The organism is Paenibacillus caui (assembly GCF_019904135.1).
Lineage (GTDB): Bacteria > Bacillota > Bacilli > Paenibacillales > Paenibacillaceae > Fontibacillus > Fontibacillus caui.
This window is the reverse complement of sequence record NZ_JAIOGQ010000025.1, coordinates 12,628-34,921: the sequence shown is the minus strand read 5'-3', so window position 1 is coordinate 34,921 and position 22,294 is coordinate 12,628. Positions and strand designations below refer to the sequence as shown.

General features: G+C 48.1%; 32 protein-coding genes. 31 read left to right on the top strand and 1 reads right to left on the bottom strand.

Annotation, left to right across the window (positions count from 1 at the left end; translation table 11 throughout):
* The first annotated feature begins 71 nt into the window (after positions 1-71).
* Complete coding sequence (tuf, locus tag K7397_RS15185) at positions 72-1,262, top strand: elongation factor Tu (protein ID WP_223068782.1); 1,191 nt, start codon at positions 72-74, stop codon at positions 1,260-1,262.
* Between the two features lie 122 nt (positions 1,263-1,384).
* On the opposite strand, the gene K7397_RS15180 is transcribed toward tuf, so the two are convergent.
* Positions 1,385-2,092, bottom strand: a complete 708-nt coding sequence (locus tag K7397_RS15180) for an SGNH/GDSL hydrolase family protein (RefSeq protein ID WP_223068781.1) — start codon at positions 2,090-2,092, stop codon at positions 1,385-1,387.
* 535 nt (positions 2,093-2,627) lie between these two features.
* Here K7397_RS15180 and K7397_RS15175 point away from each other — a divergent pair.
* The 30 genes from K7397_RS15175 to secY all read left to right on the top strand — a co-directional run bounded on the left by K7397_RS15175 (position 2,628) and on the right by secY (position 22,253).
* Positions 2,628-3,788: an extracellular solute-binding protein gene (locus K7397_RS15175; RefSeq protein ID WP_337926739.1), complete on the top strand. Its 1,161-nt coding sequence runs from the start codon at positions 2,628-2,630 to the stop codon at positions 3,786-3,788.
* 75 nt (positions 3,789-3,863) lie between these two features.
* Positions 3,864-4,742: a carbohydrate ABC transporter permease gene (locus K7397_RS15170; protein WP_237690951.1), complete on the top strand. Its 879-nt coding sequence runs from the start codon at positions 3,864-3,866 to the stop codon at positions 4,740-4,742.
* Between the two features lie 17 nt (positions 4,743-4,759).
* A complete protein-coding gene (locus tag K7397_RS15165; RefSeq protein ID WP_237690950.1) occupies positions 4,760-5,587 on the top strand; it encodes a carbohydrate ABC transporter permease in 828 nt (275 codons plus the stop codon).
* Between the two features lie 48 nt (positions 5,588-5,635).
* Positions 5,636-7,186, top strand: a complete 1,551-nt coding sequence (locus K7397_RS15160; RefSeq protein ID WP_237690949.1) for a DUF4127 family protein — start codon at positions 5,636-5,638, stop codon at positions 7,184-7,186.
* Positions 7,187-7,240: 54 nt separating this feature from the next.
* Positions 7,241-7,951 (top strand): N-acetylmannosamine-6-phosphate 2-epimerase, encoded by a 711-nt coding sequence (locus K7397_RS15155; protein WP_237690948.1) that lies wholly within the window; start codon positions 7,241-7,243, stop codon positions 7,949-7,951.
* Positions 7,935-8,765, top strand: coding sequence for a MurR/RpiR family transcriptional regulator (locus K7397_RS15150; protein WP_223068777.1), 831 nt, complete (start codon positions 7,935-7,937; stop codon positions 8,763-8,765). Before K7397_RS15155 ends, K7397_RS15150 begins: the two co-directional genes overlap by 17 nt.
* A 21-nt stretch (positions 8,766-8,786) precedes the next feature.
* Positions 8,787-9,689, top strand: coding sequence for an ROK family protein (locus tag K7397_RS15145; RefSeq protein ID WP_223068776.1), 903 nt, complete (start codon positions 8,787-8,789; stop codon positions 9,687-9,689).
* A gap of 28 nt (positions 9,690-9,717) precedes the next feature.
* Positions 9,718-11,298, top strand: coding sequence for an FAD-dependent oxidoreductase (locus K7397_RS15140; protein ID WP_223068775.1), 1,581 nt, complete (start codon positions 9,718-9,720; stop codon positions 11,296-11,298).
* A 235-nt stretch (positions 11,299-11,533) separates the two neighbouring features.
* Positions 11,534-11,842: a 30S ribosomal protein S10 gene (gene rpsJ, locus K7397_RS15135; RefSeq protein WP_009226637.1), complete on the top strand. Its 309-nt coding sequence runs from the start codon at positions 11,534-11,536 to the stop codon at positions 11,840-11,842.
* Between the two features lie 41 nt (positions 11,843-11,883).
* Complete coding sequence (gene rplC, locus K7397_RS15130) at positions 11,884-12,507, top strand: 50S ribosomal protein L3 (RefSeq protein WP_223068774.1); 624 nt, start codon at positions 11,884-11,886, stop codon at positions 12,505-12,507.
* Between the two features lie 26 nt (positions 12,508-12,533).
* Positions 12,534-13,157 carry a 50S ribosomal protein L4 gene (rplD, locus tag K7397_RS15125; RefSeq protein WP_223068773.1) on the top strand — a complete coding sequence of 208 codons (624 nt, stop codon included), beginning with the start codon at positions 12,534-12,536 and terminating at the stop codon, positions 13,155-13,157.
* Complete coding sequence (gene rplW / locus K7397_RS15120) at positions 13,157-13,447, top strand: 50S ribosomal protein L23 (RefSeq protein WP_223068772.1); 291 nt, start codon at positions 13,157-13,159, stop codon at positions 13,445-13,447. Before rplD ends, rplW begins: the two co-directional genes overlap by 1 nt.
* 29 nt (positions 13,448-13,476) lie before the next feature.
* Positions 13,477-14,307, top strand: coding sequence for a 50S ribosomal protein L2 (gene rplB / locus K7397_RS15115; protein WP_223068771.1), 831 nt, complete (start codon positions 13,477-13,479; stop codon positions 14,305-14,307).
* Between the two features lie 77 nt (positions 14,308-14,384).
* Positions 14,385-14,663, top strand: a complete 279-nt coding sequence (gene rpsS / locus K7397_RS15110; RefSeq protein WP_223068770.1) for a 30S ribosomal protein S19 — start codon at positions 14,385-14,387, stop codon at positions 14,661-14,663.
* A 33-nt stretch (positions 14,664-14,696) separates the two neighbouring features.
* Positions 14,697-15,029 carry a 50S ribosomal protein L22 gene (gene rplV / locus K7397_RS15105; RefSeq protein WP_223068769.1) on the top strand — a complete coding sequence of 111 codons (333 nt, stop codon included), beginning with the start codon at positions 14,697-14,699 and terminating at the stop codon, positions 15,027-15,029.
* A 13-nt stretch (positions 15,030-15,042) separates the two neighbouring features.
* Positions 15,043-15,708: a 30S ribosomal protein S3 gene (gene rpsC, locus K7397_RS15100; RefSeq protein WP_223068768.1), complete on the top strand. Its 666-nt coding sequence runs from the start codon at positions 15,043-15,045 to the stop codon at positions 15,706-15,708.
* Positions 15,709-15,710: 2 nt separating this feature from the next.
* A complete protein-coding gene (rplP, locus tag K7397_RS15095; protein ID WP_223068767.1) occupies positions 15,711-16,145 on the top strand; it encodes a 50S ribosomal protein L16 in 435 nt (144 codons plus the stop codon).
* Positions 16,135-16,335, top strand: a complete 201-nt coding sequence (gene rpmC / locus K7397_RS15090) for a 50S ribosomal protein L29 (RefSeq protein WP_223068766.1) — start codon at positions 16,135-16,137, stop codon at positions 16,333-16,335. Before rplP ends, rpmC begins: the two co-directional genes overlap by 11 nt.
* Before the next feature lie 51 nt (positions 16,336-16,386).
* Complete coding sequence (rpsQ, locus tag K7397_RS15085; RefSeq protein WP_223068765.1) at positions 16,387-16,650, top strand: 30S ribosomal protein S17; 264 nt, start codon at positions 16,387-16,389, stop codon at positions 16,648-16,650.
* Between the two features lie 36 nt (positions 16,651-16,686).
* On the top strand, positions 16,687-17,055 hold the full coding sequence (rplN, locus tag K7397_RS15080; RefSeq protein ID WP_068698221.1) for a 50S ribosomal protein L14: 369 nt from the start codon (positions 16,687-16,689) through the stop codon (positions 17,053-17,055).
* An 81-nt stretch (positions 17,056-17,136) separates the two neighbouring features.
* Positions 17,137-17,490: a 50S ribosomal protein L24 gene (gene rplX / locus K7397_RS15075; protein WP_223068764.1), complete on the top strand. Its 354-nt coding sequence runs from the start codon at positions 17,137-17,139 to the stop codon at positions 17,488-17,490.
* A 32-nt stretch (positions 17,491-17,522) separates the two neighbouring features.
* The gene (gene rplE, locus K7397_RS15070) at positions 17,523-18,065 is read left to right on the top strand and encodes a 50S ribosomal protein L5 (protein ID WP_223068763.1); all 543 of its coding nucleotides are present in this window, start codon (positions 17,523-17,525) and stop codon (positions 18,063-18,065) included.
* 44 nt (positions 18,066-18,109) lie between these two features.
* Positions 18,110-18,295 carry a type Z 30S ribosomal protein S14 gene (locus K7397_RS15065; RefSeq protein WP_085279072.1) on the top strand — a complete coding sequence of 62 codons (186 nt, stop codon included), beginning with the start codon at positions 18,110-18,112 and terminating at the stop codon, positions 18,293-18,295.
* 31 nt (positions 18,296-18,326) lie between these two features.
* The gene (gene rpsH, locus K7397_RS15060) at positions 18,327-18,725 is read left to right on the top strand and encodes a 30S ribosomal protein S8 (RefSeq protein WP_223068762.1); all 399 of its coding nucleotides are present in this window, start codon (positions 18,327-18,329) and stop codon (positions 18,723-18,725) included.
* A 30-nt stretch (positions 18,726-18,755) separates the two neighbouring features.
* Entirely contained in the window at positions 18,756-19,298 is a 543-nt protein-coding gene (rplF, locus tag K7397_RS15055) for a 50S ribosomal protein L6 (RefSeq protein ID WP_223068761.1), read from the top strand.
* A gap of 79 nt (positions 19,299-19,377) precedes the next feature.
* Positions 19,378-19,746 carry a 50S ribosomal protein L18 gene (rplR, locus tag K7397_RS15050; RefSeq protein WP_223068760.1) on the top strand — a complete coding sequence of 123 codons (369 nt, stop codon included), beginning with the start codon at positions 19,378-19,380 and terminating at the stop codon, positions 19,744-19,746.
* Positions 19,747-19,773: 27 nt separating this feature from the next.
* On the top strand, positions 19,774-20,271 hold the full coding sequence (gene rpsE, locus K7397_RS15045) for a 30S ribosomal protein S5 (RefSeq protein WP_044482508.1): 498 nt from the start codon (positions 19,774-19,776) through the stop codon (positions 20,269-20,271).
* A 13-nt stretch (positions 20,272-20,284) separates the two neighbouring features.
* Positions 20,285-20,470 carry a 50S ribosomal protein L30 gene (gene rpmD / locus K7397_RS15040; RefSeq protein ID WP_223068759.1) on the top strand — a complete coding sequence of 62 codons (186 nt, stop codon included), beginning with the start codon at positions 20,285-20,287 and terminating at the stop codon, positions 20,468-20,470.
* Positions 20,471-20,514: 44 nt separating this feature from the next.
* Positions 20,515-20,955, top strand: coding sequence for a 50S ribosomal protein L15 (gene rplO, locus K7397_RS15035; protein WP_223068758.1), 441 nt, complete (start codon positions 20,515-20,517; stop codon positions 20,953-20,955).
* Entirely contained in the window at positions 20,955-22,253 is a 1,299-nt protein-coding gene (gene secY / locus K7397_RS15030) for a preprotein translocase subunit SecY (RefSeq protein ID WP_223068757.1), read from the top strand. Before rplO ends, secY begins: the two co-directional genes overlap by 1 nt.
* Positions 22,254-22,294 lie beyond the last annotated feature (41 nt).

Here is a 22,294-nt window from a genome sequence, read left to right as displayed (position 1 = left end):
GTACAACATTTGCGGTGATTCCTCCTCGGCCTAACATAACAAACCCAATTATTAAGGAGGAAATGTTTAAAATGGCTAAGGCTAAATATGAACGTACTAAACCGCACGTTAACATCGGTACTATCGGTCACGTCGACCACGGTAAAACTACGCTGACTGCTGCAATCACAACTGTATTGTCCAAAACTTACGGTGGTGCTGCAGTAGCATTCGACCAAATTGACAAAGCTCCAGAAGAACGCGAACGCGGTATCACCATCTCCACCGCTCACGTTGAATATGAAACTCCTAGCCGTCACTATGCACACGTTGACTGCCCAGGGCACGCCGACTATGTTAAAAACATGATCACTGGTGCTGCTCAAATGGACGGCGCAATCCTGGTTGTATCCGCAGCTGACGGCCCAATGCCGCAAACTCGCGAACACATCCTGTTGTCCCGCCAAGTAGGCGTTCCTTACATCGTTGTATTCCTGAACAAATGCGACATGGTTGAAGACGAAGAGCTTCTGGAACTGGTTGAAATGGAAGTTCGTGACTTGCTGAGCGAATATGAGTTCCCTGGTGACGACACTCCAATCATTCAAGGTTCCGCTCGTGAAGCGCTGCAAAACCCAGACGGCGATTGGGCTAAGAAAATCGTTGAAATGTTCGAAATCATCGACGAATACATCCCATTGCCAGAGCGTGAAACTGACAAGCCGTTCCTGATGCCTGTCGAGGACGTATTCTCCATCACTGGTCGCGGTACCGTTGCTACAGGTCGTGTAGAACGCGGTACGGTTAAAGTCGGCGATGAAATCGAAATCGTAGGTATTCACGAAGAAACTAAGAAATCCGTTGTTACAGGCGTTGAAATGTTCCGCAAATTGCTGGATTCCGCTCAAGCTGGTGACAACATCGGCGCACTGCTTCGCGGTGTTGACCGTAAAGAAATCGAACGTGGTCAAGTATTGGCTAAGCCAGCTTCCGTTAAACCACACACTGAGTTCGAAGCTCAAGTATACGTTCTGACTAAAGAAGAAGGCGGACGTCACAAACCTTTCTTCACAGGCTACCGTCCACAGTTCTACTTCCGTACAACGGACGTAACTGGTGTAATCAACCTGCCAGAAGGTACTGAAATGGTTATGCCTGGCGACAACATCACGGTTACTGTATCCTTGATCTCCCCAATCGCGATCGAAGAAGGAACGAAGTTCTCTATTCGTGAAGGCGGACGTACAGTAGGTGCAGGTTCCGTATCCACAATCTCCAAATAATAAGGTTGATTGAACCTTATTTTCTATAATGCAACAGTGTGCTGTGAATAGTAACGACGTGCTGTAAACGAAACGCAGAGACCATCCCGGGTTAAACTCGGGATGGTCTTTTCTTGTTTTTTTTAAATCTCAACTCCAGCATGGAGGAGTGTATCGCGGAGAATTTCCGCCATTTTCGTATATCCGGCAGAGTGCGGATGGATGCCGTCGTCTGAAAAGTCCGGACGTAGAGTGAACCCGTCGTGATTCACAAAGCTGGAATGATAATCGACAAAGATGCATCCGGCACTGGATGCTATTGTTTTCAGGTGCTTGTTGATTTCAACGATAGCTCGGTTTCGCTCGGCCCGCATTTCCGTTCGAACGAGATCCGTTGGTAATAACGAGCAGAGAACAAGAGATTGCTGATAGTCGGCAGCTTGCTGAACCATGTTCACTATATTTCTTATAACTAGATTTACAACCTCCTCGATGCTCCATCCTTTGCGGCTGGGAAGCATGGACGCTTCCAGTTTGAAGGTATCATTGACTCCGATCAATAAAACCACATGCTGCGGACGAAGCTGCAAAGCGTCGGCCTCAAACCGTCTCGCTCCAAATTCAGCTACATCTCCACCAATTCCCCGATTGACGAAAATCCCTTTTTCCGATTGAAAAAAAGTATTCAATTCCCAACGCTGGGTGATGGAATCCCCGAAGAATACAAAGCGGATCGGCGTCTTCTTAACGAGAAGGCACTCATTTTTGATGTCAAATTCAGTACGACTTGCATCCGCCGCAGCTTGAAGCGGAGAAAAGAATCCCGGTCTGATCATTTGTACACGTTCCATCGATCAATCCCTCCCCAAAATGATGACAAGTAAGTTAACATCCTTTCAGTTAAGTATAGATCAAAAAAATGAGTATGGAAACAATAAAAAAGGATTTATCCTCCAAAATATTAAAAATTATGGATATAATCTTCAAAAAGAGTTATAGTAGACTCAATAACAAACAGAAAGGGGGAAGACAGGAATGCAAGAGAGGGAAATTCCTTCAGTTAAGTCGAAAGTACCAAACAAGAAGAACGAAAGGGTAGGGCTACCGTTTTAAAAAGTGTTTTCCGTGTCATGAAACATTACATCCTAGTAGTGCTCCAGAGTTGAGCGCAGATTCTGTAATTAGGTTTTAAGGCAGTAGAGAATTCAAAATCTCAATGAAAGGGTGTTTTTGATGGCATTGAAGACTAAACGGTTATTCAGTTTAATGTTAATCCTTGTATTTGGCATGAGTTTGATGGCAGGGTGTGGAAAATCAAATTCGAGTGCAAATTCAAAAGAACAAGGAAGCAGCTCAAACCCTCCAGCCGAAAGCTCGGCTGAAAAAGTGAAACTTGAATTTTGGACCATTGCACTGCAGCCAAAATTCAACGACTATTTCAATAACCTTATTGCTCAATATCAGCAGCAAAATCCAAATGTAACTGTCGAGTGGAAGGACTTGCCCTATGACTCGATTTCGCAGAAATTGTTAACCAGCATCGCCAGCGGCAACAGTCCAGATGTCGTCAATTTAAATACCGAATTTGCAAGTCAAATGGGAAGCAAGGGAGCACTTGCAGATTTTAATGAATACTTAACCCCGGAAGAGAAGGCTTCCTATTTCGACGGCATTTTCAACTCTACCGTATTGGATGGTAAAGCCTACGCCCTTCCTTGGTACACCGGAACGCAGGTGCTGTACATGAACACTAAAATTGTGAAGGAAGCCGGTCTTGATCCAGCAAGCCCGCCCAAAACAAGATCGGAAATGATTGAATGGGGCAAACAGATCAAGGAAAAGACAGGCAAGGCCGGATATGCTCAACAGTTTGCTTATAACCTGCTCCCGATTGAGGGAATTCCGATCCTTTCGGATGACAAGAAGTCGGCAGCTTTTAATACTGCCGAGACGGTAGAGATGATCAACAATCTTAAACAGCAAATTGCCGATGGTGTCTTGATCAAAGACGATGCCAAATTCGATAAGCAAATCCAGTATTATTCTTCAGAGCAAGTTGCTTTTGAATTGTCGAGTCCTGCATTTATCAACTTCCTGAAAACCTCAGCGCCGGATGTCTATAAGAACACCATTGCAGTTTCACTGCCGACCGGCAAAGCGAATATACGCCTGTCCAATTCCATGAACCTGGTCGTTCCGCAGAAATCGAAGCATGTGAAGGAAGCCGTACAATTCGCAGCATTGATCACGAACGCGGATAATCAAACGTCTTTCTCCAAAATCGCCAATACCCTACCTTCTACGAAGAAGTCGATTGAAGATCCGTTCTTCTCCCAATCGGACAACACATTGGAATCGCAGGCCAAAATCGCTTCAGCCCAGAGTCTCGACAAAGCGGTTGATTACCTGGTCGGCGTACCGAATTCATCGGACATTGGCAAGGCCATAGGCAAAGGGTTGCAAGAAATTCTGCTTAATGGAGCCGATACCCAAAAGACTTTAGACGCAGTTGAGAAAGAAGTCAACGACATCTTGAATAAACAGTAAAGTACAGGAATTCGCCTCATTAGCGGAGGGCTTTGTCCCTCCCTAAGTTTTGAGGTGTCTGGGAGGAATGCGTTGATGAAATGGTTCAAGTCCGAGTCGGCTGCAGCTTGGTATTTTATGCTCCCGGGGTTGCTTCTGATCTCCATATTTGTATTCTGGCCGATTATATATGGAATACCGCTTTCCTTCACCAATTATTCCGTCATCTCCGAAACCCACAATGTCGGGTTTGCTAATTTTGCAGAGGCCTTTCGTGACCGGGATTTTATCATCTCTTTATTAAATTCGCTGACTTATGTAATCGTCGTCCCGTTCATCCAGATCGCCTCCATTTTACTGGCCATTCTGGTTAACCGCCGGCTTCCCGGCGTCAAATTGTTTCGGACGGCTTATTACATTCCGGTCGTTACTTCGATGGTGGCTGTAGCGCTCATCTGGAGCTGGCTGCTCGGCAATAACGGCGTCGTTAATTACCTGCTGATGAAAGGAGGTTTGATCAGCGAACAGGTGTCCTGGCTATCCGATAGCCGAACAGCGCTTTATGTACTGATGTTTATCACGATGTGGAAAGGCCTCGGTTATTATATGATGCTCTATTTGGCCGGATTGCAGGGGATTCCTTCCGATCTGTATGAAGCTGCGAAAGTGGATGGAGCCGGTTCGCTTCGACTCATCTGGAGCATAACGATTCCGCTGCTCAGACCTCACATCCTGTTTTGTTCTCTGATTTCACTCATGGGAGCGATTCGGGTGTTTGATGAGGTATATATTTTAACCAAAGGCGGTCCGGGAACAGCGACTCTGACGTCAAGCCTGTACATTTTTCAAAAAGGTTTGGAGCAGTTCAATTTCGGTTATGCATCAGCACTGGGGCTTATCGTCAGCGTGATTATCGGTGCCCTGAGTATCGGCGTATTTGTGTTCAACAGGAAAGGCGGTGTCAATCCTTACTGATGGAAGCGACGCATGGAATGAATCGAACGGTGAAGGTTATCCGTTATATCATTATTTACTTGTTGTTAATCGCTTTTGCTTTATTTATGATGGGGCCTTTTCTATGGTTGCTCAGCGTTTCGCTTATGCCCGGTAAAAATGTGTTTTCCACGCCGCCAGCCATTTTTCCGACATTTATCGCCTTCGATAACTATACCAACGTGTGGAAGTTTATGAACTTCCCCAAGTATATCGGCAACACGGTCATCATTACCCTGCTGGGCGTAGTGACCAATATTTTCTTTTCCAGTCTAACGGCTTATCCGCTGGCCTGTTTTCGGTTCAGAGGAAGAAATCTTGTTTTTGGCCTGCTGATCTCGACGATGATTATTCCATCCTCGACGGCTATGATCGTCCATTATTTGACGATTCAGGCCTTTCACCTCAGCAATTCTTTTATAGGTGTAGTACTGCCTGCGGCTGTGTCGGTTTTTAATATTTTTCTGATGCGGCAGACTTTTATGGGCATTCCTTCCGATATGCGGGATTCAGGTAAAATAGATGGCGCTTCCGAGTTCAGAATATTCTGGCAGATTATTATGCCGCTCGTCAAGCCGGGTATTGCCGTGATTGCCCTGCTTGAGGTTATGGCCTTCTGGAACAATTTTTTGTGGCCGATCGTGGTTCTCGACGACCCTTCCAAATATCCGCTGGCAGCCGCATTAACGTATTTGAACGGCCAGTTCTCTTACAACTTCGGCTGGATTGCCGCAGGCACGATGATATCGGTGCTTCCGATTATTATCATCTTTTTATTTACGCAGCGTTACTATATGGAAGGCATATCCGGAGCGATTAAGGGCTGATGCCGGTTCATGAATTCAGAAATTTTATATCCGCCGGAGGTAAAAGCAATGACGAAAATCGTTTATATTCCTTTGGATGAACGGCCCTGCAATTATTATTTTCCTGCCGCGCTTTCGGAGGGAACGGGCTTTACAATGGCTGCGCCGCCGCTTTCCATGATGGGAGCCAAGAAACAGCCGGCCAATACTGAACAATTATGGGAATGGCTGCTCAGCGAAGTGAAGGATGCGGCCGGAGCCGTTATATCGTTAGATACATTGGTATATGGCGGGATTATTCCTTCCCGTCTTCATGATCTCTCCACTGAGCAGTGCTTGGACAAATTGAACAGATTGCAAAAGTTGAAGGAGGCGAACCCTTCGCTCCGCCTATATGCGCTCAGTTTGATCATGCGCTGCCCTCAATATTCGAGCGACGATGAAGAGCCTGATTATTACAAGGACTGGGGCCGGGAAATATTCAGGCAGGGCTATATTGGCCACCGGCAGCAGCTTGGAATTGCAACAGAGGAAGAGAAACTGGAGAAAGCGGATATAGACGACAAACTGCCGCTGTCTGTTCTGAATGACTATTTGCATCGGCGGAGGATCAATATTGAAATAAACAAACAGGCCGTCAAGCTCGTTCAGGACGGAACGATTGATTTCATGATTGTTCCCCAGGATGATTCGGCTCCCTTTGGATTAACGACGCTGGACCAGCAACAAGTGCGCGAAGCCATTGCGGAGGCCAAACTGGATTTGAAGATTTATATGTATCCTGGTGCGGATGAGGTAGGATGTACGCTGCTGGCACGCATGATCAATCACTTCAAAGGCCAAAGGCCGCTCGTTTATCCGCGCTTCTCAAGCTTGCAAGGTCCGTTCATTACGCCTCTTTATGAAGACCGGCCATTATATGAAAGTGTGAAATATCAGATTTTGGCGGCGGGCGGGCTGATTTGTTCGTCGATATCAGAAGCCGATCTTGTCCTGTTCATCAATTCACCGGGAGAAACCATGATGGAGAGCGTTTCGCAAAATCATCCGAATGTCGGATATCAGGTTTTTCGCAATCTGGCGGAGCTGGTGGAAATGGCTGATTTTTGTGCGGGGGAATTGGGGAAGCCTTGCATCGTAGCGGACATTGGTTTTGCAAACGGCTCGGACAAGAATCTGGTTGAATTGTTGAGACAAAAGAAACTGCTGTTCCGGCTTGCAGGTTATGCCGGTTGGAATACAAGTTCCAATACGCTGGGAACATGCATAGCGCAAGGTATGATATACCATATTTATGGAGAGACCGAGCAGCATTTGAATTTCTTATCGCTGCGTTATACAGAAGATGCGGGCTACTGCTCCTACGTGCGTCAATATATTAAAGAACACAAATTGCCGATGCTCGGCATGGATTACTTTAGGGTTGACGGACAGCGGGGGAAGGCTGCAGAAGCCGTTAAGGAAGAACTGGAGCGTTTTGTCGAAACACATATCAATGATGAAACCTACCGGGTAGTGATAGAAGACGTTTATATGCCATGGAGCCGTATGTTTGAGGTTGGTCTGCGGACGAAATTGCAGAAAAAAGAAAGAGACAGAGAAATAGAAGGTCTTGCTTGATGGCGAGCCTTCTTCATGACAAAACGCTGCTGTTCGATAGAGGAGGTAAGACACATGATGAGCCATCCGTTCTTCAGCACGATTCAAAAAGGGTTGATCGTTTCGTGTCAGGCGTTAGAGGGTGAACCGCTGTACGGAGCCGATACAATGGCCAAAATGTCCAAAGCTGCTGAAATCGGAGGAGCTGTCGGAATTCGCGCCAATAGCGTGCAGGACATTGAGGCCATTAAACGGATGACCAAACTGCCGATCATCGGTATCATAAAGAGGGACTATAAAGACAGTGATATTTTTATTACTCCAACTATGAAGGAAATCAACGAATTGCTTGCGGTGGGGATCGATATTATTGCGCTTGACGCAACGAATCGGACCAGACCGGGAGGAGAGGCGCTAAAGGATTTGATCCAGTATTTGAAGAAACAAGGGCAGTTGGTTATGGCCGATATCTCTACTTTGGAGGAGGCGCTGGTTGCCGAGGAGCTCGGTGCGGACTGTGTATCCACCACTCTATCGGGATATACGCCGTACTCCCGTCAGGAACCGGGCCCCGACTTTGCGCTGGTCAAGGAAGCTGTTGGCAAGCTTCACATTCCGGTCATAGCGGAAGGAAAAATTTCTACGCCTGACGAAGCTCTACTTATGCTCAATGCCGGGGCGCATGCCGTTGTGGTTGGTTCAGCCATAACCAGGCCTCAGCTTATTACGGAACGATATGCAGCAAAAATCAGAAAGGGGCAGCATGTGCATGGATTTAATGGCTGAAATCACCAGCTTCTATCCGTCTTTGACCAAATCCGAGCAGAAAGTGGCCAGACATGTGCTGGATTATGCGGATAAAGTGCTGTATTATTCGGTCACAGAGCTTGCCGAAGCTTCCAATGTCGGCGAAACGACCGTCATTCGGTTTTGTCGAAAAATCCGGTTTAAGGGTTATCAGGAGTTTCGGTTAGCTTTAGCCCAAAGCCAGTCGATGAAGAAAGCAGACTCCGCCGCGCTGGCGGGAAAAGAAATTGATTTCACGGAAAAGGTATGCAACAACGCTGTCGAGGTTTTGCAGGTCAGTCTGAGTCTCCTTGACAAGAACAAACTTCAAGCGGCCATCGATCTTATAGATCAAGCCCGCCACATTCAATTTTTTGGCGTCGGGGCTTCCGGCATTACGGCTCTCGATGCGAAAAACCGGTTTCTGCGCGTGGGCAGGCGGTCCGACGCAACGACAGACAGCCATATTCAGGCTATGAGCGCCGTGCTGCTGGAGGATGGAGATGTGGCGGTTGGCTTTAGCGTATCCGGCAGTACCAAGGATACCAATGAAATTTTGGCCAAAGCCAAGAACAACGGGGCCAAAGTGATCGCCATCACCAATTATGCCAAATCGCCAATTACGGGGATTGCCGATATTGTGCTGCTCACAGCCGGCAAAGAGTCTCCGCTTGAGGGCGGTTCGATTACAGCGAAGATCTCGCAGCTGTTTGTGATCGATTTGATCTGTGAAGGGCTGTCGCTGAAAGATCTGGAGAAGACGAAAACGATGAAAGAGAAAACCGCCCGTGCCGTTATCGATAAAATCTATTGATTCCTGACAGGGGGGCGGGCCATGAAGGTAATCGGCATCGATATTGGAGGAACGACCGTTAAAGGCGTTGTAGTGGAGCAAGAGCACGGCGTCATTTCGGCGGAATACCGCGTTCGCACGGATGCTTCATTAGGAAGAGAGCATATTTTGGCCAGGGTGGCCGAGGTGCTAGACCGGCTGATCGAGGATGAAAAGGTTGAGGCAATCGGAATCGGAACCGCAGGCAGGGTGAATGCGGAAGAGGGCAAGGTCGTGTATGCCACGGACAATTTGCCGGGTTGGCAGGGATTGCGTCTGAAGGATTGGGCACAGGACAAATACGGTATTCCAGCCGCTGTGGACAATGATGCCAATGCCGCACTGCTTGGGGAGTGGTGGCTAGGTGCAGGAAGAGGATATTCCGACGTCGTGATGCTCACCCTTGGAACAGGCGTTGGGGGAGCCAACCTGATCGGCGGGAAGCTCCAACACGGAGCCCACTGGAGCGGAGGCGAATGGGGCCATGTTGTGCTGATTCCGGGCGGACGTCCATGCAATTGCGGCCAAAGAGGCTGCATGGAACAGTATTTGTCGGGGAGCGCGCTGGCCGCTCTTGCTTCGGAAGCCTGCGGAACTGCCTATGCTTCAGGGCAGGAAGTGATGGCCCATTATATAGAAGGAAATAAAACGGTCAGCGAGGTTTTAAACCGGTATCTCGATCATTTGGCCGTGGCTCTCCATAACATCCAAAACAGCCTTGATCCGGAAGCGATCATCCTTGGAGGCGGTCTCGCTGATTCGAAATCGATAGATTGGTCCGGACTGCAGCAGCGCTTAAGTCTAAATAACAAGCATATCAGTCTCAAGCTCGCGGAGCTTGGAAATAAGGCCGGGGCCATCGGGGCCGCCAAACTGGCTGTTCAGCTTGCCGGACGAACAGCGTAATTGACTTGACCTGAAAGGGGAAAAGTAAATGGTAAGTTCGCAAATAGATACAGATATCATTGTCGTCGGAGGAGGACTTGGAGGCTGCATGGCAGCGCTGGCCGCTGCCAAAACAGGGTGCTCCGTCACTCTGACGGAGGAAACGGACTGGCTGGGCGGACAATTGACTAGCCAGGCGGTTCCGCCTGATGAGCACAAATGGATTGAAAGCTTCGGCTGCACGGCAACCTACCGGGAGTTCAGGGAACGGGTAAGGGCGTATTACCGGACGAACTATCCGCTGACCGAGCAGGCGGCAAACGATCCGCTCTTTAATCCGGGCAACGGCTGGGTAAGCCGGCTGTGCCACGAGCCCAGAGTGGCGTTGCGCGTAATAGAGGATATGCTGGCTCCTTACGTCAATAGCGGCAGAATCACTATATTATATGAAGTCCGTCCGGTCAGCGCCGAAACGGATGGGGATTGGGTCAGGAACGTAACGGTGAAGCATATCAGGCAGGATAAAGAGTGGGTGCTCGTGGGAAAATATTTTCTCGATGCTACGGAATGCGGCGATGTTTTGCCCCTTGCAGGTGTAGAGCATGTTACCGGAGCCGAAGCCAAATCGGATACAGGAGAACCGCATGCACTGGAGGAAGCAAGGCCGATGGACGTTCAATCCATTACCCATGTCTTTGCTCTTGATTATGTGCCGGACGGGAATTTTACAATAGACAAACCAAGGGATTACGATTTCTGGATGCAGCATGTTCCTGAAAATACCAAGGTCCCGTTGTTCAGCTGGTTTGCGAGCGACGCGGACAGTATGGATAATCTCAAGGAATTTTGCCTGTTTCCCGATGAACGGGGACTGATGTCTTTGTGGACCTACCGCCGGATCATCGATCCATCCCTGTTTGAGGAGGGGCTCTATCCAAGTGAAATATCTTTAATCAACTGGGCCCAGAATGATTATAATTTGGGAATGATCTATGGCGTTTCCGAAGAAGAGCGTCAGAAGCACCTGGAGGGCGCAAGACAGCTGAGCCTGTCGCTGCTCTACTGGCTTCAAACCGAAACGCCAAGGCCGGACGGAGGCAAGGGATATCCGGGACTTAGGCTTAGAAAGGATGTTCTAGGCACGGAAGACGGCCTGGCCAAGCATCCATACATCCGCGAGTCAAGAAGAATCAAAGCGATCTATACGATAGCGGAACAGGATGTCAGCAAGGAAATCCGCGGCAGTTTGGGAATCCGGACATATGATGACAGCGTTGGCGTAGGAAGCTACCCGCTCGACCTTCATGCCACAACCCAGTCCCGCCGCAGCTTTTATATTCCGAACTATCCTTATGAAATTCCGCTCGGCGCTCTGCTCCCGATCCGGGTTAAGAACCTGCTTCCCGCCTGCAAAAATATTGGAACGACCCAGATTACAAACGGCTGCTACCGATTGCACCCTACGGAATGGAACATCGGGGAGGCGGCAGGTTACCTGGCAGCCTACGCGATAAACCACGGAATTCTGCCGCGGGAGATCCGGGAAAGCAAGGAGCATCTGGCGGATTTTCAATCGCTGATCCAGTCGGAAGGAATACAGATTCACTGGCCCGAAGGGTTTCAAGGGTAGGCATTTAAGCAAGTTAAAACACCGCGATTTAGGAAATAACCGCGGTGTTTTTATTATGCTTATTTTTCGCTTGCATTATGCCCATCTATTCTATATAATAGTGAATGTTGTTTGTGACGTTGCGATGATGTGAGAGGTTACTGACACACCCGGCCCCTTTGCCATGGAGCCGCAGTCAGAAAATTTTCACGGAGTATGTCCGATACCAAATTGGGCGATAGAAGGAGGGACTAAAATGGCAAAGCAAAAAATTCGTATTCGCTTGAAAGCATACGACCACAGAATTCTTGATCAATCCGCAGAGAAAATCGTTGAAACTGCAAAACGTTCCGGTGCTGGTGTATCCGGTCCGATTCCGCTTCCAACTGAAAAACAAGTTATTACAATTCTCCGCGCGGTACACAAGTACAAGGATTCCCGGGAGCAATTCGAACAGCGTACACACAAGCGTCTGATCGACATTGTCAATCCGACTCCACAAACTGTGGATGCCTTAATGCGCTTGGATCTGCCGTCGGGTGTGGATATCGAAATCAAATTGTAATTTTAAATGCAAGTTACTAGTAAAGGGAATGAGGTGTCAACATGAAAGGTATCTTAGGTAGAAAGCTTGGGATGACCCAGTTGTTTACCGCTGAAGGCAACGTGGTGCCTGTGACGGTTATCGAAGCAGGACCGAACGTTGTTCTCCAGAAGAAAGACGTTGAGAACGACGGTTACGAAGCAGTGCAGCTTGGTTTCTCTGATAAGAAAGAGAAAAGCGCCAATAAACCGGAAGTAGGACATGCCAAGAAGGCAGGTGCTACGCCTAAGCGCTACGTTCGTGAAATTCGCGGTGTTGATTTGGCAGGATATGAAGTTGGCCAAGAGGTTAAAGCTGATCTTTTTGCTGAAGGCGAATTCGTTGACGTAACGGGTATTTCGAAAGGTAAGGGTTTCGCAGGTGTTATCAAACGTTGGGGACAAAGCCGCGGACCAATGGCGCACGGCTCCCGCTATCATCGCAGACCGGGTTCCATGGGTTCCATCCAGGCGAACCGCGTGCCGAAAGGCAAACGCCTTCCAGGTCATCTGGGCAGCGAAACGGTTACGATTCAAAACCTTGAAGTTGTTAAAGTAGACGCTGAACGCAACGTCCTGCTCGTGAAAGGATCCATTCCAGGTCCTAAGAACGCTTTTGTTAAAATTCAAGCAACGGTGAAGAAATAATCGACTGAAGAAAGGAGGAACAAAAAATGCCAAAAGTAGCACTTTATAATGTTAGTGGCAGCCAAGTGGGCGAAGTTGAATTGAACGACGCGGTTTTCGGTATCGAACCGAACGAGCATGTTCTTCATGATGCAGTGGTTATGCAGCGCGCTTCCCTTCGCTTTGGCACACACAAAGTAAAAGGACGTTCGGAAGTACGCGGCGGCGGACGCAAGCCTTGGAAACAAAAAGGTACCGGCCGTGCTCGTCAAGGTTCCATTCGTGCCCCTCAATGGGTTGGCGGCGGTGTGGTCTTCGGTCCGACTCCGCGCAGCTATGCATATAAACTGCCTAAAAAGGTTCGTCGTCTGGCTATCAAATCCGCGCTTTCTTCGAAAGTGATCGAGAACGAAATTATCGTACTTGATGCCTTGACCCTTAATGCGCCGAAGACGAAGGAATTCGCAGCTATTCTTAACAATCTGAAAGTGGATCGCAAAGCTTTGGTTGTAGCCCCTGGCTATGACGACAACGTGGCGCTTTCCGCACGCAACATCCCGGGAGTTAAGTTTGTAGCGGCTGACGGCATTAATGTTCTTGATGTGCTTACGTACGACAAGCTGATCATTACGAAAGAAGCAGTTCAGAAGGTAGAGGAGGTGCTCGCGTAATGAAAGATCCTCGTGATATTATCAAACGTCCGGTGATTACGGAACGTACGGCTGAATACATGGGCGACTTGAAATATGTATTTGAAGTCGACATTCGTTCCAACAAAACCGAAATCAAACAGGCCGTAGAAGCGATCTTTGGCGTCAAAGTCAAGAATGTGAACACTTTGCGCGTTCCTGCGAAGCCTAAACGGTATGGACGCTATTCCGGTTATACTTCGGAATGGAAGAAGGCGTTCGTTACGCTGACGGCTGACAGCAAACCGCTGGAGTTCTTTGAATCGGTATAACCATTCTTTAAAGTTAGGAGGGAAACACAGTGCCAATCAAAAAGTATAAACCGACATCCCCGGCAAGACGTGCTATGTCCGTCTCTACGTTCGAGGAAATCACAACGAATGTACCGGAGAAATCTTTGCTTGCGCCGCTCAGCAAAACTGCTGGCCGCAACAACCAAGGTAAAATTACGGTTCGTCACCATGGCGGCGGACACAAACGTAAATACCGGATTATCGACTTTAAACGGAACAAGGACGGCATTCCAGGTCGCGTTGCTACGATTGAATACGACCCGAACCGTACTTCCAATATCGCTCTGATCCACTATGTGGACGGAGAGAAACGCTACATCATCGCGCCTAAAGGTTTGAAAGTAGGCGACGAAGTGGTATCCGGACCAGGATCCGATATCAAAATCGGTAACGCGCTTCCTCTGGAAAACATTCCGGTAGGTACCGTTATCCACAACATCGAGCTGCAACCGGGCAAAGGCGGACAATTGGTTCGCGCCGCTGGTACTGAAGCCCAGCTGCTTGGTAAAGAAGACAAGTACGTAACCGTTCGTTTGTCTTCCGGCGAAGTTCGCAAACTTCTCAAAGTATGCCGTGCTACAATCGGTTCTGTAGGCAACGAAGACCACGAGCTCGTGAAGATCGGTAAAGCTGGACGCAGCCGCTGGCTCGGACAACGTCCGGAAGTGCGCGGTGTCGTCATGAACCCTAACGATCACCCTCACGGTGGTGGTGAAGGTCGCGCTCCGATCGGCCGTAAATCTCCATTGTCTCCTTGGGGCAAACCAACCCTTGGTTACAAAACGCGTAAAAAAGGAAAAGCTTCTGATAAATATATTGTTCGCCGCCGTACGAAGTAATGCGTTCTTACGCATAACTTCCCGGTGGGCAATTGCCTAGCATCATCCGAAGTTGTTTCGAAGGGAGGATTTAACCTATGAGTCGCAGTTTGAAAAAGGGACCGTTTATCGATGGTTACCTGCTCAAGAAAGTGGAAGAAATGAACGGAACCGGCAAGAAGGCGGTTATTAAAACTTGGTCCCGCCGCTCCACGATTTTCCCGCAATTTATCGGCCACACTTTCGGCGTCTATGACGGCCGCAAGCATGTTCCGGTATACGTAACGGAAGATATGGTCGGACACAAATTGGGCGAGTTCGCGCCAACTCGTACGTACAAAGGACATACGGACGACGACAAGAAAACAAGACGTTAATTCAAGTTCTTCTTTTGAGAGGAGGTTACGAAATTGGAAGCAAAAGCACATGCTAAGTCGATCCGCATCGCTCCGCGCAAGGCTCAACTGGTCGTTGATTTGATCCGCGGCAAGCAAGTCGGTGAAGCTATCGCAATTCTCCGCCATACTCCGAAGGCAGCATCCCCGGTTGTGGAAAAGCTGTTGAATTCGGCTATCGCGAATGCAGAGCACAATTACTCTATGGATGTTAATAAATTGGTTATCACTCAGGCATACGTAAATCAGGGCCCAACCATGAAACGTTTCCGCCCTCGGGCAATGGGTCGTGCAAGCCGTATCAACAAACGCACCAGCCACATTACATTGGTGGTATCTGAAAAATAAGGAGGGAAAACGTGTGGGCCAAAAGGTAAATCCAGTCGGATTGCGGGTAGGTATTATCCGTGATTGGGAATCTAAATGGTATGCAGGTAAGGATTTCGGTGAGCTTCTTCTGGAAGACGTTAAAATCCGTGAGTACCTGAAAAATAAATTGAAAGAATCCGCTGTATCTCGCATTGAAATCGAGAGAGCGGCTAATCGTGTGAACGTCACGATCCACACTGCTAAGCCAGGTATGGTTATTGGTAAAGGTGGATCCGAAGTCGAAAACCTTCGCAATGAGATCACGAAGATTGCAGGCGGCAAAAAAGTTCACATTAATATCTCTGAAATCAAAACTCCCGATCTTGATGCGATTCTTGTCGCAGAAAGCATTGCACAACAATTGGAACGCCGCGTTTCTTTCCGTCGCGCTCTGAAACAAGCGATTCAAAGAACGATGCGTTCCGGTGCAAAAGGGATCAAAACAGCAGTCAGCGGTCGTCTTGGCGGTGCTGAAATTGCTCGTACGGAAGGCTACAGTGAAGGAACTGTTCCACTTCATACGCTTCGTGCCGACATCGACTACGGAACGGCTGAAGCACATACAACCTATGGCCGTATCGGCGTAAAAGTATGGATTTATCGTGGAGAGGTTCTTCCTACGGCTAAGAAACAAGCTGCTCAGGAAGGAGGCAACTAATCATGTTGGTACCAAAACGTGTAAAACACCGCAAACAACAACGCGGTAGTCTTAGAGGTCAAGCTAAAGGCGGCACCGAGCTGAACTTCGGCGAATACGGCCTGCAAGCTGTTGAACCTACATGGATCACGAACCGTCAAATCGAAGCAGCGCGTATCGCGATGACTCGTTACATCAAGCGTGGCGGTAAAGTATGGATTAAAATTTTCCCTGACAAGCCGATTACCCAAAAGCCTCTTGAGGTCCGGATGGGTAGCGGTAAAGGTAACGTAGAGAAATGGGTCGCAGTTGTAAAACCGGGCAAGATCCTGTTTGAACTTGCCGGTGTATCGGAGGAAATCGCTCGCGAAGCGATGCGTCTTGCCGCCCACAAACTGCCGATCAAAACAAAGTTTGTGAAACGTGAAGAATTGGGTGGTGAAGCAAATGAAAGCTAATGAACTTCGCAACTTAACCACTGCTGAGATCGAACAAAAAATTGCCGGATTTAAAGAGGAACTCTTTAATCTCCGTTTTCAATTGGCTACAGGTCAGCTTGATAACCCGACTCGGATCCGTGACGTGCGCAGAGAAATAGCTCGTGCTAAAACCGTAATACGTGAAAGAGAACTTGGGATTTCCAGTTAATGAAAGCAAGGCTGCTGTCAGCAGCGCTCGAATTCAGGAAGGAGGCCAACCATGAGCGAACGCAATGCCCGTAGAGTACAAATTGGTAAAGTGGTCAGCGACAAAATGGATAAAACCATCGTAGTAGCTGTAGAAACTTACAAGAAGCATGATTTGTACCACAAGCGTATTAAATATACGAAAAAGTTTAAGGCGCATGATGAGAACAATTCGGCGAAAATCGGTGACACCGTTAAAATCGTTGAAACTCGTCCTTTGTCCAAAGACAAACGCTGGAGACTTGCTGAGATTGTCGAAGAAGCGGTTATTATCTGATCGTACGGTAGCTTAGGCTGAAAGGAGGAAATTTCAATGATTCAACCATTTACACGTTTGGCGGTAGCCGACAACTCCGGCGCGAAGGAATTGATGTGTATCCGTGTATTGGGCGGTACTGGTCGTCGCACGGCGCAAATTGGTGATCTGATCGTTTGTTCTGTAAAACAAGCAACACCAGGCGGCGTTGTCAAAAAAGGCGACGTAGTTAAGGCGGTTGTTGTTCGTACAAAACGTTCCGTTCGTCGTAAAGACGGATCCTATATCGCATTTGACGAAAATGCAGCGGTTGTTGTTAAAGAAGACAAGAGCCCACGCGGTACACGTATTTTCGGACCGGTTGCCCGCGAACTTCGTGACAAGGATTTCATGAAAATCGTTTCCTTGGCTCCGGAAGTTATCTAAAGAACAACCCAAAAAGTGGAGTATGGCTTTGACGTATTCCAAGCGCTTTTCGGGGACCCCGATAAACTGGAGGTGTAAAAGATGCCTAGACTGAAAAAGATTCTGGAGTCTCACAATAATAAACTTCACGTGAAGAAAGACGACACGGTAATCGTCATCAGCGGTAAGGACAAAGGCAAAAAAGGCCGTGTCATCGCTGCTTATCCTCGTGAGAACCGCGTGCTGGTAGAAGGTGTGAACCTGGTGAAGAAGCACCAGAAGCCTAACCAACTGAACCCGCAAGGCGGAATTATTGAGAAAGAAGCTCCAATTCACGTATCTAACGTTATGCACGTTGATCCTAAGAGCGGAAAAGTAACCCGTATCGGTTACAAAGTATTGGACAACGGTAAAAAAGTGCGTGTAGCTAAACGATCCGGTGAAGTGATCGATTAATCCACCTGTGTAAGAAAGGAGGTCCATGATTCATGGCAGCAAGACTTAAAGAACGATTCCTGAAGGAAGTAACACCTGCTTTGATTCAAAAGTTTAACTATACATCTGTAATGCAAGTGCCAAAAATCGAGAAAGTCGTTATTAACATGGGTGTAGGCGACGCCGTTTCCAACTCGAAGGTGCTTGATGCAGCCGTTAATGATCTGCAGCTGATCTCCGGTCAAAAACCGGTTATCACCAGAGCGAAGAAATCCATCGCTGGATTTAAGCTTCGTGAGAACATGCCGATCGGTGTGAAGGTAACGCTTCGCGGCGAGCGCATGTACTACTTCCTTGACAAACTGTTCAACGTAACGCTTCCTCGCGTTCGTGACTTCCACGGCGTGTCGACCAAAGCGTTTGACGGACGCGGCAACTACACGCTCGGCCTTAAGGAACAATTGATCTTCCCTGAGATCGAGTACGATAAAGTTGATAAAGTGCGCGGTATGGATATTGTTATTGTAACTACAGCGAAGACGGACGAAGAGTCCCGCGAACTGCTCGCATCACTCGGAATGCCTTTCGCTAAGTAAGAAAATTAGAATCGCCGAAACCAATTGGGAGGTGTCAGGCTAAAGTGGCAAAAACTTCGATGAAAGTAAAACAACAACGTGCGCCTAAGTTCAAAGTAAGAGCATATACACGTTGCGAACGTTGCGGTCGTCCACATTCAGTATTGCAAAAATACAAAATTTGCAGAATTTGTTTCCGCGAATTAGCTTATAAAGGCCAGATTCCTGGCGTGAAAAAAGCAAGCTGGTAAACAATCAACAACGGGAAGGAGGTTTACACGAATGACTATGTCAGATCCTATTGCAGATATGCTTACACGTATTCGCAACGCCAACACTGTGCGTCACGAAACCGTGGAACTGCCTGCTTCGACGATTAAAAAACAAATCGCTGAAATTTTGAAGCGTGAAGGTTTTATTCGTGATGCGGAATATATCGAAGACAACAAACAAGGGCTTATCCGTATTTTCCTGAAATACGGCCCTAACAACGAGCGCGTTATCACTGGACTCAAGAGAATCAGTAAACCAGGCCTTCGCGTTTACACAAAGAGCAATGAAGTTCCGCGTGTACTCGGCGGTTTGGGAATCGCGATTATCTCTACTTCCAAGGGAGTTATGACCGATAAAGAGGCTCGCCAGTCCAAAGCCGGCGGCGAAGTTGTCTGCTACGTTTGGTAATTAACGTCACAAAACAAGGAGGTGCAGCAAATGTCCCGTATTGGTCGCAAACCAATAACAGTACCAAGTGGTGTGAATATCACACTCGATAACACTGTCATTACGGTTAAAGGTCCTAAAGGTACCCTTTCCCGTGAGCTTCATAAAGACATGAAGGTAACGATCGAAGAGAACGCGATCCACATCGAACGTCCTTCTGACAATAAATTGCATCGTTCCCTGCATGGCACAACACGCAGTGTTGTGAACAACATGGTGAGCGGTGTAACCGAAGGTTTCTCGAAATCTCTTGAGCTGGTTGGGGTCGGATACCGCGCAAGCAAATCCGGCGATAAAATCGTGCTTAACGTAGGATATTCCCATCCGGTTGAAATTACGCCTGAAGCAGGCATCGAGTTCGAAGTACCTTCTAACACGAAAATTATCGTTAAAGGTATCGATAAAGAGCGCGTAGGCGCATACGCTGCCAAAATCCGCTCCGTACGTGAACCTGAGCCTTACAAGGGCAAAGGGATTAAGTATGAAGGCGAACGCATTATCCGCAAAGAGGGTAAAGCCGGTAAGAAGAAATAAGCTTCTTTACCGTAACCCCCTCTGGCTTTTTAATGTCAGTATGCTTGTATGGTAATCCGAAGGGAGTGAAAGGGAACTCATGATCACAAAAGGTGATAAGAACAAAGCGCGTCTGAAAAGACATCTGCGTGTGCGGAAGAAAGTTGAAGGAACTGGTGAGCGTCCAAGACTGAACGTTTATCGTTCCGAGAAACACATCTATGCACAATTGATCGATGACGTAGCCGGCGTAACGCTTGCTTCCGCATCGACTGTGGATAAAGAACTGGCTAAAGAGATCGGTAACGGCGGCAACGTTGATTCCGCTCGTAAAGTAGGAGCTTTGCTGGCTAAGCGTGCTCAAGATAAAGGTTTCAAGAACGTGGTATTCGACCGCGGAGGATACTTGTACCATGGACGTATTCAAGCGCTGGCTGACGCAGCTCGCGAAGCAGGCCTTGAATTCTAAGACATTACTCAAAAGGAGGTTAACGACTTGCGTGTAGATCCGAACACTTTAGAACTGACTGAAAGAGTTGTAAATATTAACCGCGTAGCTAAAGTAGTTAAAGGCGGACGTCGTTTCAGCTTCAGCGCACTGGTTGTTGTCGGCGACGGCAAAGGCTGGGTAGGCGCTGGTATTGGTAAAGCGGGCGAAGTTCCGGACGCGATCCGTAAAGGCATTGAGGATGCGAAGAAGAACTTGGTTCATGTGCCACTCGTTGGTACTACCATTCCTCACCTTGTTACAGGTCACTTCGGAGCAGGTCGCGTACTGTTAAAGCCGGCATCGGAAGGTACCGGGGTTATCGCTGGCGGGCCGGTTCGTGCAGTGCTTGAGCTTGCCGGTGTAGGCGACATTTTGACAAAATCTTTAGGTTCTTCGAATTCCATCAACATGGTCAACGCGACTTTGGAGGGCTTGTCCCGTCTGAAACGCGCTGAAGATGTGGCGAAATTACGCGGTAAAACCGTCGAAGAACTTCTCGGTTAAGGAGGGAATCCAAGTGGCAAAACTTCAAATTACCCTCGTACGGAGTTTGATCGGCCGTCCGGAGAACCAACGCACTACGGTTAAGACTTTGGGTCTTCGTAAAATCAACCAATCCGTGACTCACAACGATAATGCTGCGGTTCGCGGCATGATCAACCAGGTGAATCACTTGGTTAAAGTAGAAGAAATTCAAGACTAGGCTTCAAGGAATTACTGACATTTAATAAGGAGGTGCAACGAACGATGAAGTTACATGAACTTTCTCCAGCTCCTGGTTCCCGTAAAGAGCGCAAACGTGTAGGTCGCGGTACAAGTAGCGGTATGGGTAAGACGTCTTCCCGTGGTCACAAAGGTCAGAACGCCCGCTCCGGTGGTGGTGTTCGTCCAGGCTTCGAAGGCGGCCAAAACCCTCTGTATCGTCGCTTGCCAAAACGCGGTTTCGTCAATCCTACTCGCAAAGAGTATGCGATTGTGAACCTGGATACTCTGAACAGCTTTGCTGCGGATACGGAAGTTACTCCTGAGCTGCTTATTGCACAAGGGATTGTGAAGGACGCAAAGAGCGGAATCAAAATCCTGGGCAATGGCGAAATCACTGTCAAATTGACTGTTAAGGCGAACAAGTTCTCTCAATCTGCGGTAGAGAAAATCGAGGCTGCCGGCGGTAAAACCGAGGTGATCTAATGTTTAAGACGGTTAAGAATATATGGCATGTGACGGAACTCCGTAACCGGATCCTATTTACGCTGTTCATCTTTATTATTTACCGGATCGGTACTTTCGTACCGGTACCGGGAGTTAATAAAGAAGTATTTAACTCCGTAGATAACCCCGGCAGCGAGCTGTTTGGGCTTTTGAGCACATTCTCGGGTGGCGCTCTTAAGAACTTCTCGATTTTCGCTGTGGGGATCTTGCCATATATTACTGCATCCATCATCGTACAGCTCCTGTCGATGGATGTCATTCCGAAGTTGGCAGAATGGGCTAAACAAGGTGAACAAGGGAAGAAGAAATCGACTCAATTGACTCGCTATGCTACGATCGTGCTCGGCTTGATCCAATCCTTTGCGATGGCCATCGGGTTTAACCGCCTGTATGGTACCGAGATGGTTCCGAATGCAACGTTTGTGGACTATCTGCTCATCGCAATCGTATTGACAGCCGGTACAGCGTTCCTGATGTGGCTCGGTGAGCAAATTACCGAGAAGGGAATCGGCAACGGGATTTCGCTCATTATCTTTGCCGGGATCGTCGCGGCAATCCCTCAACACATTCAATCGATAGCAACTTCCGATTTCATTAAAGAAGGCCAAGTCTTCTACAATACCATGAAGTCAGTGATCATTCTGATCATCTGTGTTCTGATTGTAATAGGCGTTGTATATATACAGCAGGCCATCCGGAAAATTCCTGTACAGTACGCTAAACGTGTTGTTGGCAACAAAATGTATGGCGGACAGAACACCCACATTCCGCTGAAGATCAATGCGGCTGGTGTTATCCCGGTAATCTTCGCTTCATCGCTGCTGCAGTTCCCGGTCATTATCGCGAACTTCTGGTCAACACACGGTTGGGCGAAGTGGATTACCACTAATTTGAGACTCAGCGATCCGCTTGGTATTGTACTGTACGTCATCATGATCATCGGCTTTACCTTCTTCTACACCTTCGTTCAGATGAATCCGACCCAAATGGCGGATCAGATGAAGAAGAATGGCGGTTACATTCCTGGGATTCGTCCTGGTAAAACAACGGAGAAGTACCTGATACGGGTTATGTCTCGTTTGACAATGACCGGTGCGGTGTTCCTTGCCGTGGTCTCCATCCTTCCGGTAGTATTCGGAGCGTTGGCTAAGCTGCCGCAGTCGGTGCAAATCGGGGGTACTTCGCTGCTCATCGTCGTCGGTGTAGCGCTGGATACGATGAAGCAGATCGAGAGCCAATTGATCAAACGGCATTACAAAGGTTTTATTAAAAAATAGGCGATAGGTTCCAGGCGCGAGTTCATTAAGCACGATCTCGC